Source organism: Trichocoleus sp. DQ-A1 (assembly GCF_039961955.1).
Lineage (GTDB): Bacteria > Cyanobacteriota > Cyanobacteriia > Cyanobacteriales > FACHB-T130 > FACHB-T130.
This window is the reverse complement of sequence record NZ_JAMPKE010000027.1, coordinates 47,612-62,035: the sequence shown is the minus strand read 5'-3', so window position 1 is coordinate 62,035 and position 14,424 is coordinate 47,612. Positions and strand designations below refer to the sequence as shown.

General features: G+C 48.0%; 16 protein-coding genes. 11 read left to right on the top strand and 5 right to left on the bottom strand.

Going from position 1 to position 14,424, the window contains the following annotated elements:
- Positions 1-98: 98 nt before the first annotated feature.
- Positions 99-1,079, top strand: coding sequence for a UDP-N-acetylmuramate dehydrogenase (gene murB / locus NDI33_RS20955; protein ID WP_190672515.1), 981 nt, complete (start codon positions 99-101; stop codon positions 1,077-1,079).
- 73 nt (positions 1,080-1,152) lie between these two features.
- On the top strand, positions 1,153-1,491 hold the full coding sequence (locus NDI33_RS20950) for a YbaB/EbfC family nucleoid-associated protein (RefSeq protein ID WP_190530227.1): 339 nt from the start codon (positions 1,153-1,155) through the stop codon (positions 1,489-1,491).
- Between the two features lie 217 nt (positions 1,492-1,708).
- Here the strand turns inward: NDI33_RS20950 and NDI33_RS20945 are convergent, their stop codons facing one another.
- Complete coding sequence (locus tag NDI33_RS20945) at positions 1,709-3,079, bottom strand: SGNH/GDSL hydrolase family protein (protein WP_190672513.1); 1,371 nt, start codon at positions 3,077-3,079, stop codon at positions 1,709-1,711.
- A 330-nt stretch (positions 3,080-3,409) separates the two neighbouring features.
- On the opposite strand from NDI33_RS20945, the gene NDI33_RS20940 reads away from it, so the two are divergent.
- The gene (locus NDI33_RS20940) at positions 3,410-3,886 is read left to right on the top strand and encodes a low molecular weight protein-tyrosine-phosphatase (protein ID WP_190534945.1); all 477 of its coding nucleotides are present in this window, start codon (positions 3,410-3,412) and stop codon (positions 3,884-3,886) included.
- Positions 3,887-3,925: 39 nt separating this feature from the next.
- On the opposite strand, the gene NDI33_RS20935 is transcribed toward NDI33_RS20940, so the two are convergent.
- Entirely contained in the window at positions 3,926-4,591 is a 666-nt protein-coding gene (locus tag NDI33_RS20935) for a response regulator transcription factor (RefSeq protein WP_190410902.1), read from the bottom strand.
- A 95-nt stretch (positions 4,592-4,686) separates the two neighbouring features.
- Here NDI33_RS20935 and NDI33_RS20930 point away from each other — a divergent pair, with 95 nt between their 5' ends.
- A complete protein-coding gene (locus NDI33_RS20930; RefSeq protein ID WP_190410566.1) occupies positions 4,687-5,448 on the top strand; it encodes an aldolase/citrate lyase family protein in 762 nt (253 codons plus the stop codon).
- 220 nt (positions 5,449-5,668) lie between these two features.
- Complete coding sequence (locus tag NDI33_RS20925) at positions 5,669-6,340, top strand: 2OG-Fe dioxygenase family protein (RefSeq protein WP_190410567.1); 672 nt, start codon at positions 5,669-5,671, stop codon at positions 6,338-6,340.
- 305 nt (positions 6,341-6,645) lie between these two features.
- Here NDI33_RS20925 and NDI33_RS20920 read toward each other — a convergent pair whose 3' ends face one another.
- From NDI33_RS20920 to NDI33_RS20910, 3 genes are all read right to left on the bottom strand, one after another.
- A complete protein-coding gene (locus NDI33_RS20920) occupies positions 6,646-8,232 on the bottom strand; it encodes a glucose-6-phosphate isomerase (RefSeq protein WP_190672510.1) in 1,587 nt (528 codons plus the stop codon).
- Between the two features lie 233 nt (positions 8,233-8,465).
- A complete protein-coding gene (locus tag NDI33_RS20915; RefSeq protein WP_190410569.1) occupies positions 8,466-8,723 on the bottom strand; it encodes a cytotoxic translational repressor of toxin-antitoxin stability system in 258 nt (85 codons plus the stop codon).
- Positions 8,724-8,830: 107 nt separating this feature from the next.
- On the bottom strand, positions 8,831-9,049 hold the full coding sequence (locus NDI33_RS20910; protein ID WP_190410570.1) for a hypothetical protein: 219 nt from the start codon (positions 9,047-9,049) through the stop codon (positions 8,831-8,833).
- A gap of 116 nt (positions 9,050-9,165) precedes the next feature.
- Between NDI33_RS20910 and NDI33_RS20905 the strand changes: the two genes are divergently transcribed.
- From NDI33_RS20905 to NDI33_RS20880, 6 genes are all read left to right on the top strand, one after another.
- Entirely contained in the window at positions 9,166-10,059 is an 894-nt protein-coding gene (locus tag NDI33_RS20905; protein WP_190410571.1) for a branched-chain amino acid ABC transporter permease, read from the top strand.
- 112 nt (positions 10,060-10,171) lie between these two features.
- Positions 10,172-10,927: an ABC transporter ATP-binding protein gene (locus tag NDI33_RS20900; protein WP_347275842.1), complete on the top strand. Its 756-nt coding sequence runs from the start codon at positions 10,172-10,174 to the stop codon at positions 10,925-10,927.
- Positions 10,928-10,937: 10 nt separating this feature from the next.
- The gene (locus tag NDI33_RS20895; protein WP_347275841.1) at positions 10,938-12,131 is read left to right on the top strand and encodes an alpha/beta hydrolase; all 1,194 of its coding nucleotides are present in this window, start codon (positions 10,938-10,940) and stop codon (positions 12,129-12,131) included.
- A 13-nt stretch (positions 12,132-12,144) separates the two neighbouring features.
- Positions 12,145-13,017 carry an alpha/beta hydrolase gene (locus tag NDI33_RS20890; RefSeq protein ID WP_190672507.1) on the top strand — a complete coding sequence of 291 codons (873 nt, stop codon included), beginning with the start codon at positions 12,145-12,147 and terminating at the stop codon, positions 13,015-13,017.
- A 125-nt stretch (positions 13,018-13,142) separates the two neighbouring features.
- Entirely contained in the window at positions 13,143-13,688 is a 546-nt protein-coding gene (locus tag NDI33_RS20885) for a CAP domain-containing protein (protein ID WP_190534922.1), read from the top strand.
- Positions 13,689-13,698: 10 nt separating this feature from the next.
- The gene (locus NDI33_RS20880; protein WP_190436724.1) at positions 13,699-14,322 is read left to right on the top strand and encodes a ribonuclease D; all 624 of its coding nucleotides are present in this window, start codon (positions 13,699-13,701) and stop codon (positions 14,320-14,322) included.
- The last annotated feature ends 102 nt before the right edge of the window (positions 14,323-14,424 follow it).

The window sequence follows — 14,424 nt, the reverse complement described above, 5'->3', positions numbered from 1 at the left end:
TATGAGTAAAGAAGTTCCCAGCTAACAGATTCACTCAAAATTACTCAAAACTCATGTTGTGGCCTCAGCTGTCTCGGCATTCAAATTTGTGAATTGATATGACTCTCTCTTATGATCCAGCCAGCGTTGTAAACGCTTCTTCCCCCCAGAAAAAATCCACCAAGTCTTCTTCCCCGCTTTACCTACCAGGAACCGATTGTATTGTGCGATCGCAAGCTCCTCTCTCCAGCCTGACCTCTTTTCGAGTGGGAGGACCAGCCGAATGGTATGTAGCTCCCCGCCGTACCGAAGAACTGCAAGCTAGTTTTGAGTGGGCGCGGTATCAAGAATTGTCGATCACCCTCTTGGGAGCCGGTTCAAACTTACTGGTGAGCGATAAAGGTCTTCCCGGTTTAGCCATCTGTACTCGCCATCTCCGCCACACCACCTTCGACCCCGAAACGGGTCAGGTGAGTGCAGGTGCCGGAGAACCCATCGCCCGCCTCGCATGGCAGGCAGCAGAACGCGGTTGGCAAGGGTTGGAATGGGCTGTTGGCATCCCCGGTACAGTCGGCGGCGCAGTGGTGATGAATGCAGGCGCTCACACCAGCTGTACCGCTGATATTTTAGTCAACGTCCAAGCCCTCTCACCCAGCGGAAAAGCTGAGATTTTGACACCACAACAACTGGGATTTGCCTACCGCACCTCAATTCTGCAAGGAGGCGATCGCTTGGTGACGCAGGCAACCTTCCAACTCCAACCGGGAGCCGACCCAGCTAAAGTTATGGCAACAACTGCCAAACATCTAGAGCAACGGCGAACCACTCAACCCTACCATTTGCCAAGTTGCGGCAGCGTTTTCCGCAATCCCGATTCTCACAAAGCTGCCTGGTTGATCGAACAAACCGGACTCAAAGGCTACCAGATTGGCGGTGCCCAAGTCGCCCAACGCCATGCCAACTTTATCCTCAACTGTGGCGGTGCTAAAGCTAGCGATATTTTCCATTTGATTCGCTATGTTCAGCAGCAAGTGGAACAGCATTGGTCTCTGTGCTTAGAACCAGAAGTGAAAATCTTAGGTGAGTTTCAGCCTGCTTAAAGGTGTCGCCAGACGCCAGGGATACTAAGATTGAAATTGGCTTGCAAGTCTATCGCATACGGCATTAATAGTTATGACACAGAAAGGATTTGGCTTTGGCTTAGGCAAAATGAAAGAACTAGCCGAAGCTTTTAAAAAAGCCCAGCAGGTTCAAGAAGGTGCCAAAAGGCTCCAAGAAGAATTGGAGCAAATGGAGATTGGGGGAGAGAGTAGCGGTGGAAGCGTTAAGGTTTTCCTCAGCGGCAATCAAGAACCTCTGCGGGTAGAAATTTCAGCAGACGCCTACAATCAGGGAGCAGATGCTCTAGCTGAACTTGTAACAGCGGCAATGAAAGATGCCTACGAAAAATCCACCGCAACAATGCGACAGCGGATGGAAGACCTCACCAGTGGACTCGACCTGCCACTGTAACCCTTAAGGGATTTCCCAGGCATCAATATCTGCCGCTCTTCTTAGGCAGGCTTCTCGCCTGCCACCTACTTATCGTAGAGAGACGGCTAGCAGGCAAAACTGCGGGAATATTTCCTAGGTTTAGCAATCTTTATAAGATACGCATAATAACTTCAGGGATAGAGGAGAATTTGGCTCTACACTACTTTTTCTCTCCTCTGCTCCCTGGCTCTTCTGCCTATTGCGGCTGCTTTGCTGGCTGTATCTGTAGCCTTGGTAACTCCAAAAATGTTTTGTAGAGCCGATCTGCCAGCACTGTATTGGCTTCATCCGTCAAGTGAATGGCGTCTGAAAAAGCCTGACCTGGGAAATTCTGGTAAAGCTTGTAAAAATTCAGCACTTTCACATTTTCCGGAAAACTTCTCTGTAACTGCCCAGTCTTTGTGTCTATTTGTCCATAACCGGCTTGTACTCGCTGGGTGTAGGTTGAACCGAGTTCGCTTAAAAGCTCCCGTTCTCTGAGAGAAAGATTATTCGCTGAACGCCCGGTGATTTCTGGCTGAACTACCAAAACCAATGGAATCTGCGCCGCTGCTGTCAGACGAACCATCTGTGTCTGGTGATTTTGATAACGCTTAACCCGACGCTCCAGCTCAGTGGTGTTAGCTGGCAGACGTTGTGCTAAGGGGACGCTTTCCTCACTCACTGCCATCGTCAGCTGGTCCACAGACGGTTGTGGTTTTAACACCCAATACTGTGTTGCTTTCACTAAATAGGTCTGATTGAGCCAGCGATTCATGTCCTGAGTCAGCTCAAACCACAGATGCCCTGCTGCATTGTTCAGAAAGTTTTCTATATAAGGGATATCCGTTTCATTTTCAGTGCTGGGTAGCATTAAGTCTGCATACCCGTTCAAAACCACAATCGCATCAGGCTGGTAAGGCAAAATCTGGAGGGCAAGCCCAGCCAGTTCGTTTCCTGAAGTATAGCCAGGAACCGCCGCGTTAATGACACGATAGTTGCCTTCCCGAATCCGTAGCGGCAAGGCGAGTGCTTTCACCCGTTCTGGCTTGTAGTAGGGCAAGAAATCCGGGCGAAATTTCTCTGGAGAAGCTTTCTGCTGCTTTACCCGTATATTCAGACTACCTTCGAGCTTATGGGCAAACGTGGTTGCGTTATTGGAACTCATTTGACCAAAAGCTGTAGAACCGCCCAAAATGAAAATCCGAATTTCATCTTTGGGTTTCGCTTGAGAAACCGGCTGGTCATCACGAAAACCCTGTTCGTTAATGCGCCAGAATTTGCTCTGTTGATTTCCTGTCAGCTGATATCCCACTGATAAACGCCGTTTGGCAACCAGACGCCCAGAATTCGGTAAACCCCCGTAGGTTTGCTGGTTTTGATCGAGGAATTTAAGGCGGTAGGCGGTAACTTCTGTCGGTTCACCTTCATAGGCTGCCAATTCAGCATTTTTGCCCGCAACGCTCACAGCAACCCGTGCAAGCAGTTCCAAGAGAATCAAAATGAGGGGCAAAGCTAGGAGTAGGATGAGGAGCGAAGGCGGCTGGCGGCGTTTTTGATAAGGTTTGTAGCGGGACTTTTTAAACATCAAGTAATGAACCTCAAATGACCAACTAACAAAGGAAGTAAAAGGCAAAAAAGGGATGATTAAATGCTTGCCTTTCGCTTTCATGAGTTGCCGGTGGAGTCAGGCAGAATAACAAAAGTAAAGATTAACTCAATCCCGGCATTCGTTATCCCACTGCGATCCCAGTATGCAGCAATTTCGTTGCTAAACTTAACACCAGGGTAGATGACCACTTATGATTAATGAGTTATACCGATTGGCTTTCCTCTAATGCTGGTGCGGAATTAGAGACTTGTGAATGGGGAAGTGTATCAATCATTAAACGTACAAAACTAGACATCTTAGCATCAAATGTCCTACAAGTTATTATTCGTTTGCTTGGGCAATATTTGCCGGTCGCCTGCGGCAGAAAACATCATGAACCATTTGATTGAGCAAGCAAACTTAGAGGAACGGATCATCTGCGATTCTGCCGGTACAGCTGGTTATCACATTGGTCGTTCCCCCGACCGACGAATGGGAGTAGCCGCAGGACACAAAGGAATTAAACTCCAAGGTCAAGCGCGGCAGTTTCAAAGGTCTGACTTTGAGGACTTTGACCTGATTCTGGCAATGGATCGGGAGAATTACCGCGATATCCTCTCCCTTGACCCATCAGGGCAGTATCGGGACAAGGTGCGGCTGATGTGTGACTTTTGCACCCGCCATACTGCGACTGAGGTTCCTGACCCCTACTACGGTGGTCCGGAGGGGTTTAACCAAGTCATCGATTTACTTTTAGATGCCTGTGAGGGTCTGCTACAACACGTTAGTCAGGCTAATCGCTAATGGGCTAATTCGATTCAATAATTAGCCATTAGCAATTGACTATTCCACTAGATGATGCTCTAAGGCAAAACGCACCAGTTCGGCTCGGTTGCTAGTTTCCGTTTTTCTCAGCAGGTTGCTGACGTGCTTTTCCACCGTCCGAGGACTGAGGTGCAACTCGTTGCCGATGTCGGCGTTAGATAAACCCTTAGTGAGTAAATCGAGAACTTCCTGTTCTCGCTGAGTTAGGTTGAATGAGTTTGAAGGAGTATGTTGGGGAAGCCCAGGAGCTTCCACTTCCTTCTCTGGTGTGGCAACAGCATGAATCAGCGATCGCCATTCGACTTGAATCATCTGCGATCGCTCTAAAAGATTGCGAATCACGGCCCCCAACTCATCCAACTCAAACGGCTTGGGCAGATACAGATCGCAGCCTAATTGGTAGCCCCGAATCCGTTCTGAGGTCGTTGCACGCTCCGTTAAGAAAATTACTGGTAATAGACGAAACGCTGGGCGTTGACGGAGACGCCGCACCAGTTCATAGCCATCCATCCGGGGCATCATAATGTCTGTTACCAGCAAATGAGGATGATATGACTCAACTAAACTGAGAGCTGCTTGACCATCCTCAGCTGTAATAACTGAGTAGCCAGACATTTCCAGATAATCGCATATAGAAAGCCGAATTCCTGGATCGTCATCGGCAACCACGATGAGCAAAGGCATGGGCACAGAGGAAGAGCGTACATAACCCCTAGAATAGGTCAAGTCCATCCTAAAAGTGGGAACACTGTTCTGCCTCTTAAGGTGAAAACTGACCAATGCGTGAAAATCAACTGAAACGGAAACTCAAGCGAGGTGAGGTTGTCCTCGGCCCGTTCATCAACTGCGCCTATCCGGCTTTTATAGAAATCTGCGGACACGCAGGATTTGACTTTGCCGTGATTGACATGGAACACGGTGCCCTCAACACACTGGTTGCCGAAGACCTGTGCCGTGCAGCCGACTGCGTGGGATTGGCACCGATTGTACGCATCCGCAAGAACGACGCACCGCAAATTCAACGGGCACTGGACATCGGCAGTGCCGGTGTTCAAGTGCCTCAGATAGAAACTCAGTCCGACGCAGCGGATGTTGTGCGTGGTGCCAAATATAGCCCTCTTGGTTCGCGCGGACTTTCATTTTACACCCGTGCTGGCGTGTACGCAGCAGCAGGGACGCAAATTACAAATCAGCTCAACGAAGAATCTCTGATTGTCGTTCACGTCGAAGGGATTCGCGGCGTCGAAAATATTGAAGAAATTGTCAGCGTGCCCCACATTGATGTCATTTTCCTCGGCCCTTATGACTTGTCGCAGTCTTTGGGCATTCCGGGGCAAGTGCAAGACTCGCGGGTAATTGAGCTGATGCAAAAATGCGTTACCACGATTCGCAAGGCTGGGAAATCTGCGGGCACATTTGCCGATAATCCTGAAACAGCGAAGCAGTGGATTGATGCCGGAGTTCAGTACATAACTCTCGGTGTGGATGTCGGTATTTTCCTGCGAGCGTGCGAGGCTTTGGTAAAAGCAGTGCGAACTTAAGGCTGCCAGTTCAGTAAAATCCCAGAGAAGAAAGAAATATGTAAAACTATATCTAAATTTTTACATTTCACTGAGTCATTGGGAGGGAATCTTTATCAAAAATTTGTATTAATTTTGTATCATAAACAACCAAATTAAAAATTCTAAGTTTATGCTTAAAGAATAGCCTTCCTAAAGTAGGAAGGAAAACTGGGGATCGAAGCGTACTGGAGAAAAAGCGATGCAAACGCTACCGGGATCGACGGATTTGGCTTATGCCATGATGTTTACCTTACACAAAGTCCATTCCGTAAAGATAGAAGGTTTTAAGCCATTCTTTAGCGATCTTCCTGTTGACCCTTACATCAAGAATAATTATCGTTTCAGAAGATTATCTCGGTTCAAAGTATTTGGAAATGACTTAGTCAAACTACCGCATGGTTACTTGTTTCAAAGCAAGCAATACAATCCATTAGTCGGCGATATCAAGCGAGAGTATGCCGAACTAGATGATGCCATTACGAAGCTTGAAGATTTCAAAAAACTTGTTTTGGCATTTATTGATTACTGCCAACTCGACCCAGAAGCTGTTGAAATAGGAGTTCATCAAATTAGAACGACCTGTTCGCCAGATAATTATGGAAACCCTGCCCCTGAAGGGATTCATCGGGATGGGACTGATTTTGTCGGCATATTTTCTGTAGGGCGGGAAAATATTCAAGGTGGAGAAACCCATCTCTACAAATCCAAAAAGCATGACCCGGTTTTTTCTAAAGTTCTTCATCCAGGTGAACTGCTATTAGTCAACGATCGGGAATTTTTTCACTATACAACTCCCATTCAGCCACTATTTCACGGTGAAGGAACAAGGGACGTATTTGTTCTGACTTGCCCCAGCTTATTGACAAATTAAGAAGGAGAAGGATTGAATTTCTCAGTTTTAGCTGTGCTTTTTTAGTTAGTGTTTTGAGCAGCTTGAACGAGCGTCTCGGCATTGAGAGGTAGAGTCTCTAAACTTTCGTATTAGCCATAGGGGCACGGCAACGCTGTGCCCCTACTTAAACTTAAACTGAGGGGATGTAAAACTTAGCCACTCCCCTGTTTGCGGAAGCTAGCGGACAGATCTCAATTTCCTCGATTAGAGCCGTATTCAGCATCCTTTGAGTTGAAGCTTTGTCTTCGCTCTAAAATGCCAAATTTATGATAAATCAGAGCCATTTAAATGGCGGAAACCCTCAAACTGCTGGGTTTGCCCAAATTGCCTTGTAAAACAACACTCCGCTGATTAGCATCAAGATGGCGCAGAATTTTGTAAATTGCCTCAATTTGATCGGAGGCACCCGCTTTCTGAGCCAACTCAGTTAAAGAAAGGGGCGCGCCTTCCTCTTGTACTGCCTGTAAAACTCGTCTTTGCAAGTCGAGAATGGCGGCGGCAGCCTTTTTACCCGCTTCTACCCCTGGCTGGTGATAAGCATTGATATTGACCAGGAACCCATAAAGTCCGACAGCCCGGTCATACAAAGCAATTAACGCACCTACCATCCGGGGATTTACCTGAGGAATCGTCACGGTGACAGAATCCCGCTGGTTTTCATACAGAGCTTGTCGGGTTCCCTGGAGTAAACCAGAGAGATAGTCGCCGGATGTAACTTCCGGCTCGACGAAGGGGGAGTTACCCTGTCGGTCTTTTAAGACTTCAATGAAGGTCAGAAAGAAATTCGGGACACCCTCTCGCAACTGCTGCACGTAAGCGTGTTGGTCGGTTGAGCCTTTGTTGCCATAAACAGCAATCCCTTGGTAGACGATATTTCCGTCAAGGTCTTTTTCTTTGCCCAAAGATTCCATGACTAGCTGTTGCAAATAGCGGCTGAATAGCAGCAGGCTGTCTTTGTAGGGCAACACCACCATATCTTTTTCACCTTTGCCATTTCCGGCGAAGTACCAGCTCATCGCCAGTAGTGCGGCTGGATTTTTCTTGACTTGGGGCAGGCGAGTGGCAGTGTCCATTTCTTTGGCACCGGCAAGCATGGCGCGGATATCGATGCCCTGCAAGGCGGCTGGGAGCAATCCTACGGCTGACAGTTCCGAGGTACGTCCTCCCACCCAATCTTCCATTGGGAAGGTTGCCAACCAGCCTTCTGAGTTTGCCTGTCGATCTAATTTGCTGCCTTCCCCAGTGATGGCAACAGCTTGAGGGGGAAAGTTCAGATTCTGCTCAGCAAAGGCTTTTTGCACTTCTAGCATGCCATTGCGGGGTTCTGGCGTTCCCCCTGATTTGGAGATGACTAAGACGAGGGTGCTGTTCAGCCGATCTTTGAGCTGGGAGAGGATACGGTCAATGCCCGCCGGATCGGTGTTGTCAATGAAATGGATGGCGAGGGGCGGGAAGTCTGGGGCGATCGCTTGGGCGACAAATTGGGGACCGAGTGCCGATCCGCCGATACCGATGGAAACAATATCGGTAAACTTTGGAGCGTTGGGTGGATGAATTTCGCCACTGTGGATTTTTTGGGCAAACGCTTCAATCTGCTCTAAAGTTTGGACAATCTGTTGTTTGATTTCCGGAGTGGGCGCTAAATCCGGGTCGCGCAGCCAGTAGTGACCTACCATGCGGTTTTCATCAGGGTTTGCGATCGCGCCTCCCTCCAGTGCCTCCATCTCCTGAAACGCCTTCTCAAACCTCGGCTGCATCGCCTCGACAAACTCACTATCAAACCGCATCCGGCTGACATCGAGGTAAAAGTCTAACCCCTCATGGTAGTAGAGCCATTCTTGGTAACGTTGCCAAAGTGCAGCAGCATCCATAAGTAAATCTCAATAAGCGTGTTTCCAGTCAACACAAGTTTAAGGTAAGCTTCAGCATCACTTTTGACGAATTAGCCTGTCAATTCGTCAATTGGGCAATTTTCCCACCCCAAATTGAAATTGAGAATTGCTTTAGAGTGCTGTACGGCTAGATTTATCTGAAGATAGCCAGGAAAATTCCCTCGACCGTTCCATTCGGCCTTACAACGACCGAATTTCAACTCGAAAGCCTCTTAAAGACGCGGTTTGGGCAGAACCCGCAGAAATTTAACAAGATGCCCGGTCACTTCAATCGCAATCAGATAGTCATCTATCGTAAAGCGGTAGAAGATACTATCAGACCCGATTCCCCGGAGTTCCGGCAAATCGGTAATTCGCTCGATCCGCATGAACTCCTCAAAGACGAATTCATATATCCGCTCTCTAGCCGCGTATTCTAAGTTCTTCAGGTCTCGCAGAAAAGACCGGGCATAGCGCACTTCTAGTTTCACAGGGCAACTGGCTCTTACTCCAAATGGCAGATACTTTTTCTTTTTACTGCGAAATTTGGCTAAAAGAGCTTTTTACCCCTTGATTCAGCCGACGAACAGGGGAAAACTTAGGGGAAATGCAACATCCGGAGAGCTTCTTCGCGGGTTAGGGTTTCCCCCGGCTGTACGGTATGCTTCGACTCTTGGATGGCTTTGAGCATATACAGGTCATAATAAATCTGTTGTAGAACTTTCCAGGCGTCATCCAAGTTGTCATCAGCGAGTTGATCGATTAAATCGGGTAGCTGAGCAGTTAAGCGTTGTAATCGACCTCTGAGAAAATTCATAATTAAACACTAGCGAACAACGTAACATTCCCTAGAGCCTTCTTGTTAGAGGGATCTTGGACAATCTAAAGCTTAGAGCTTAGAGTTTATAGTTTATTGAGTCTCATAAGCGTGGCATGGTTGGCTATCTCATCTTTTTGACAATTTCTACGACAATTTTTGCCCTGTTTAGCTTGGGTTTAAATTTACAGTGGGGCTTCACCGGACTGATTAATTTTGGGCATATTGCCTTTATGACAGTCGGTGCATACACCACAGTGTTGTTGAGCTTGCAGGGGGTTCCCCTAATTTTCGGGGTGGCTATCGGTGCTGTTTTAGCAGCGCTGCTAGGGCTGTTAATCGGTTTATCAACTCTACGGTTGCGCGAGGATTACTTAGCAATCGTGACCATCGGCGTTTCCGAGTTGCTCCGTTTGGTTGTTAATAATCAGCCATTGCCAATGGGCAAAGAATTCCGGCAAGGATCGTTTGGGGTATATGGATATGCCTTGCCGCCGGGAGATAAGCTTGGTTTGATGGTGTTGTCGCTGCTGGTATTGGGGCTGACATTTTGGCTGCTGGAGACGTTGGTGCGATCGCCTTGGGGTCGAGTACTAAAAGCGATTCGAGAAGATGAGCAAATTCCTAAAGCATTAGGAAAAAATGTCTTTTGGTACAAATTACAATCTTTCATGCTGGGAGGCGCGATCGCCGGAGTCGCTGGGGCTTTTTTGGCATGGCAGACGACAACGGTTTACCCGAATAACTTTGAGCCACTGACGACTTTCTATGCTTGGACGATTGTTGTCTTGGGCGGTGCGGGTAACAACGTGGGCACAATCCTGGGAGCGGTGATTTTCTGGGGTTACGATAGTTTGACTCGCTTTTACTTACCTCAGTTGGTGCAACTGGATGCCTCGCGGGAAGGGGCATTTAGAATCATGGTGATTGGTTTAATCCTGATGGTGCTGATGGTTTGGCGTCCACAAGGTATCTTAGGGAAAAAAGAGGAACTGACCCTTGGCAAATAACTCGCACATTCCGCCCAATCGGTTGTCTGAGGGGTCTTTAAACGGGGGCGGCAAGCATCTCGAAGAAAGCCCCGATTTAGTCGAAGCAGACCCAAAACCCCCACTCTCAGAAATCGCTTTACTCGCTGCCAGCGGACTCTGTAAAAGCTTCGGCGGAGTTCGGGCTGTCGATAATGTCGAGATTACGGTACCGCAAGGCAGTATCACGGGACTGATTGGCCCGAATGGTGCTGGCAAAACGACGCTATTTAATCTCCTATCAAACTTCATTCATCCAGACAAAGGGCGGGTGATTTTTGACGGCGAACCGATTCATTCGTTGCAGCCCTATCAAATCGCTCAGATGGGAATGGTCCGCACATTTCAGGTCGCGCGGGTGCTATCGCGGCTTTCGGTGATGGAAAATATGCTGCTGGCAGCTCAAAAACAGACTGGGGAAAACTTTTGGAAAGTTTGCTTTCAACCCCATCTGGTGGCTAAGGAAGAACGGCAGCAGCGAGAAAGAGCCACGATTCTGCTGGAATCAGTAGGGTTGGCCGCGAAGGCGCAGGATTACGCCGGGGCGCTCTCTGGAGGGCAACGCAAGCTGCTGGAAATGGCACGGGCGCTGATGACGCAGCCAAAGCTAATTTTATTGGATGAACCGGCGGCTGGGGTGAATCCGACGCTGATTAGACAAATTTGCGACTACATCACCCAATGGAATCAGGAGGGCATGACCTTTTTGATTATTGAACACAATATGGATGTAATCATGTCCTTGTGCGACAAGGTCTGGGTTGTCGCTGAAGGTCGCAATCTTGCTGTGGGTACGCCCATTGAAATTCAGCGCAATCCACAAGTCTTAGAAGCTTACCTGGGGCAATAGAGCAGCGATCGTGTCCCATTGGTTAGCAGTAATTACCCAGACGTTAGTTTTGCTCTTGAGTGGCGCGGCACTTTTCTTGAGTTCCTGGATTGTGGTTCCAGCGCCCACGATGTCCCTACTGCCCTTAGGAGTAGGGGCACCGGAAGTCAGTCCTTGGTTGGTGGTGCTAAACGCGATCGCAAGTCTGTTGGTGCTGGTAACGATCCGTCGCACTCCGTGGCAATTTCTGGCTTTGGCTGCTAGTTTGCTAGCACTGCTTTTGAGTGTTTTGCCACTGTTACAGATGCCAGCGACACAACAGCATCTAGCTGTGGCAATGCAAGACGGTCTCGGCAACTACAGGGGAAATTTGCCTAATCGTCAGCAAACAGGGATGCGCGAACAACCGTTCGTGCTAGCTGATGTGTTTCGAGGCATCAATCCGGGTGAAAGTCGCTATACCTCTGGCATCGTCTTTTCAAACCCAGATGGTGTCCCGTTGAGTATGGATCTCTACCGACCGCCGCAAGTCGGCAATTATCCAGCGCTAATTATCATCTACGCTGGGGCATGGCGGAGCGGCGACCCAACCCAAAACGCTGATTTCAGCCGTTATATGGCAGCGAGGGGCTATAGTGTCTTTGCCATCGATTACCGACACACGCCGCGCTACCGTTTTCCCGCGCAGCTAGATGACGTGCGTGCCGCCTTAGCCTTCATCCACCAACACGCAGCCGAGTACGAGGCTGACCCAGAACGGATTGCATTCGTTGGACGTTCCGCAGGCGGACATTTAGCAATGCTGGCGGCTTATGAGCCGCCAGCATTGCCTGTAAAAGCAGTGGTTAGCTATTATGGCCCAGTGGATCTGTCTGGAGGCTATGCCAACCCGCCACGCCCCGATCCCATCGATACGCGAGCGGTTTTAAAAACATTTATGGGTGGAACGCCTGCGACCATGCCCGATCGGTATCGTCTGGCTTCACCGATTAGCTATGTTAGGCGATCGCTACCGCCAACTTTATTGGTGCATGGAAGCCGCGATAATTTAGTGCAATTAAAATTTATCCAGCAAATGCATCAACGTCTGCGTGCAGATGGAAATATATCTGTTTTGCTGGAAATTCCTTGGGCTGAACACGCTTTTGACGCTGTCTTTCAGGGGCTTAGCAACCAGTTAGCGCTCTATCATACTGAGCGATTTTTAGATTGGGCACTACGTTAATTAAAAAATGACGATGTTCGATAATTTTGATGTGGCTGAAATTGATACCACTGAAGCAAGAATCCATTTGGTTAAGGCGGGATCTGGTCCTGCACTGCTCTTGCTACACGGCTATCCTCAAACCCACGTCATGTGGCACAAAATAGCACCTCGTCTTGCTGAGAATTTTACAGTAGTGGCACCGGATTTGAGAGGTTACGGCGACAGTTCCAAGCCGGAAGGCGAACCGGGTCATCGGAATTATTCAAAACGAGCGATCGCGCAAGATCAGGTCGAGGTGATGTCAAAATTAGGTTATGAAGAATTTTATGTAGCCGGTCATGACAGGGGCGCACGAGTCGCTCATCGCATGGCACTCGATCATCCTAACCGAGTTAAGAAACTAGCATTATTAGATATCGCGCCTACTCATAAAATGTACGCGACGACCGATCGAGATTTTGCCACGGCTTACTACCACTGGTTTTTTCTCATTCAACCCGATGGCTTACCCGAAACCTTGATTGGCGCTAATCCTGAATATTACCTCCGCACCTGTTTAGAAAGATGGAGTCAAGATTTTTCTGCCTTTGTTCCGGAAGCCTTGGCTGAGTATATTCGGTGCTTTAGCGATCGCGCTACGATTCATGCCACCTGCGAAGATTATCGCGCCGCTGCTACCATCGATTTAGAACACGATACCCTAGATATGGAGAAAAAAATTCTCTGTCCGGTGCTAGCTCTTTGGGGCGGAAAAGGAATTATTGGGCGCAAATATGATGTTTTAGAAACCTGGCGCGATCGCGCAATTGATGTACGCGGTAAGGCTATCAATTGCGGTCACTTTCTACCCGAAGAAGCGCCAGAAGAAACTTATCTTGCCCTCTATGAATTCTTGGCAACGTGAAGGCGGGGAGCCGAAGAAATAACTTATAAAAAATATAGAATTGCTATAGTGAAAATCTATATTGTCAGCCTAAAAGAATTGCCACATTATTCCCAAACATTGATTGCCAAATATATACAAAATTCATGCAAAAATTAGCTGCGGGGCTTATTTTCGGAATGCTTGTCCTTGCTGTTGGCGCTGGAGGCTGCGATTTTATCCCTAATCCGGATGGCGAAATTTCGCCATATGAAACATCACCAGGCACCCCAAGCCCCAAATCGTCCAGTTCCTCCAGTAATTTCCTAACCTTGGAAGAGTACACTCACGAACTCATCAATCAATATCGAAAGTCCCAAAATTTGCCACCTCTGACGCTAGATTCTCGAATTAGCAAAGAGGCAAGGGCACATAGTCAGGCAATGGCAAATGGTGCGGTTCCTTTCAGCCATAATGGATTTGAGCAGCGAGCGAAGGCAATTGGTAAATCAATTTCTTATGGCGGTGCATCTGAAAATGTGGCATACAATCAAGGCTTTAGCGATCCAGCCAAGCAAGCAGTAGAAGGTTGGCTAAAAAGCCCCGGTCATCTGAAAAATATTCAAGGTCAGTATGATTTAACTGGGGTAGGTGTTGCCAAGAACGCAAAGGGCGAGTATTACTTAACCCAAATATTCATTAAACGCCGATAAGGAGAGAAAATTGGAAGATTTTCAGGTATGCGATCGCGACCTTTCCGAGGAGATATTGTCTCAGTATCTGCAAGAGTCAGCGATCGCAGTGGATACGGAAACAATGGGATTGATACCCCAACGCGATCGCTTATGCTTGGTGCAACTGTGTGACGCCCAAAACCGCGTTACAGTCGTGCGAATTGCCAAAGGACAGATAGACGCTCCCAATTTAAAACAACTGATGGAAGCCCCCAATATCCTAAAACTATTTCACTTTGCCCGTTTCGATGTTGCCCAACTACGACAAAATTTAGGCATCTATGTAACTCCAATTTTTTGTACTAAAATTGCCAGCAAGCTTGCCCGTACCTATACTTCCCGCCACGGTTTAAAGGAGTTGGTGCAAGAGCTAGAGAAGGTAGAACTCGACAAAACGGCTCAAAGTTCAGACTGGGGAAATGCTGCAAACTTATCCGAAGAACAACTCCGCTATGCAGCGAATGATGTTCGTTATCTACTCAGCGTGCGACAAAAACTAATTGCAATGCTGCAACGTGAAGGGCGGTGGGAAGTTGCTCAGCAATGTTTTGAATGTTTGCCCACGATTGTGACTTTGGATTTGCTGCAATATAAGGATATTTTTGAACACTAAAAACGTGGATACAATAACTTATAAAATTCACGTCCTCTAGGGGCATGGTAATGCCATACCCCTACACAAGAAATAGCGGTTAAATCTACGTTTCTCATCTAT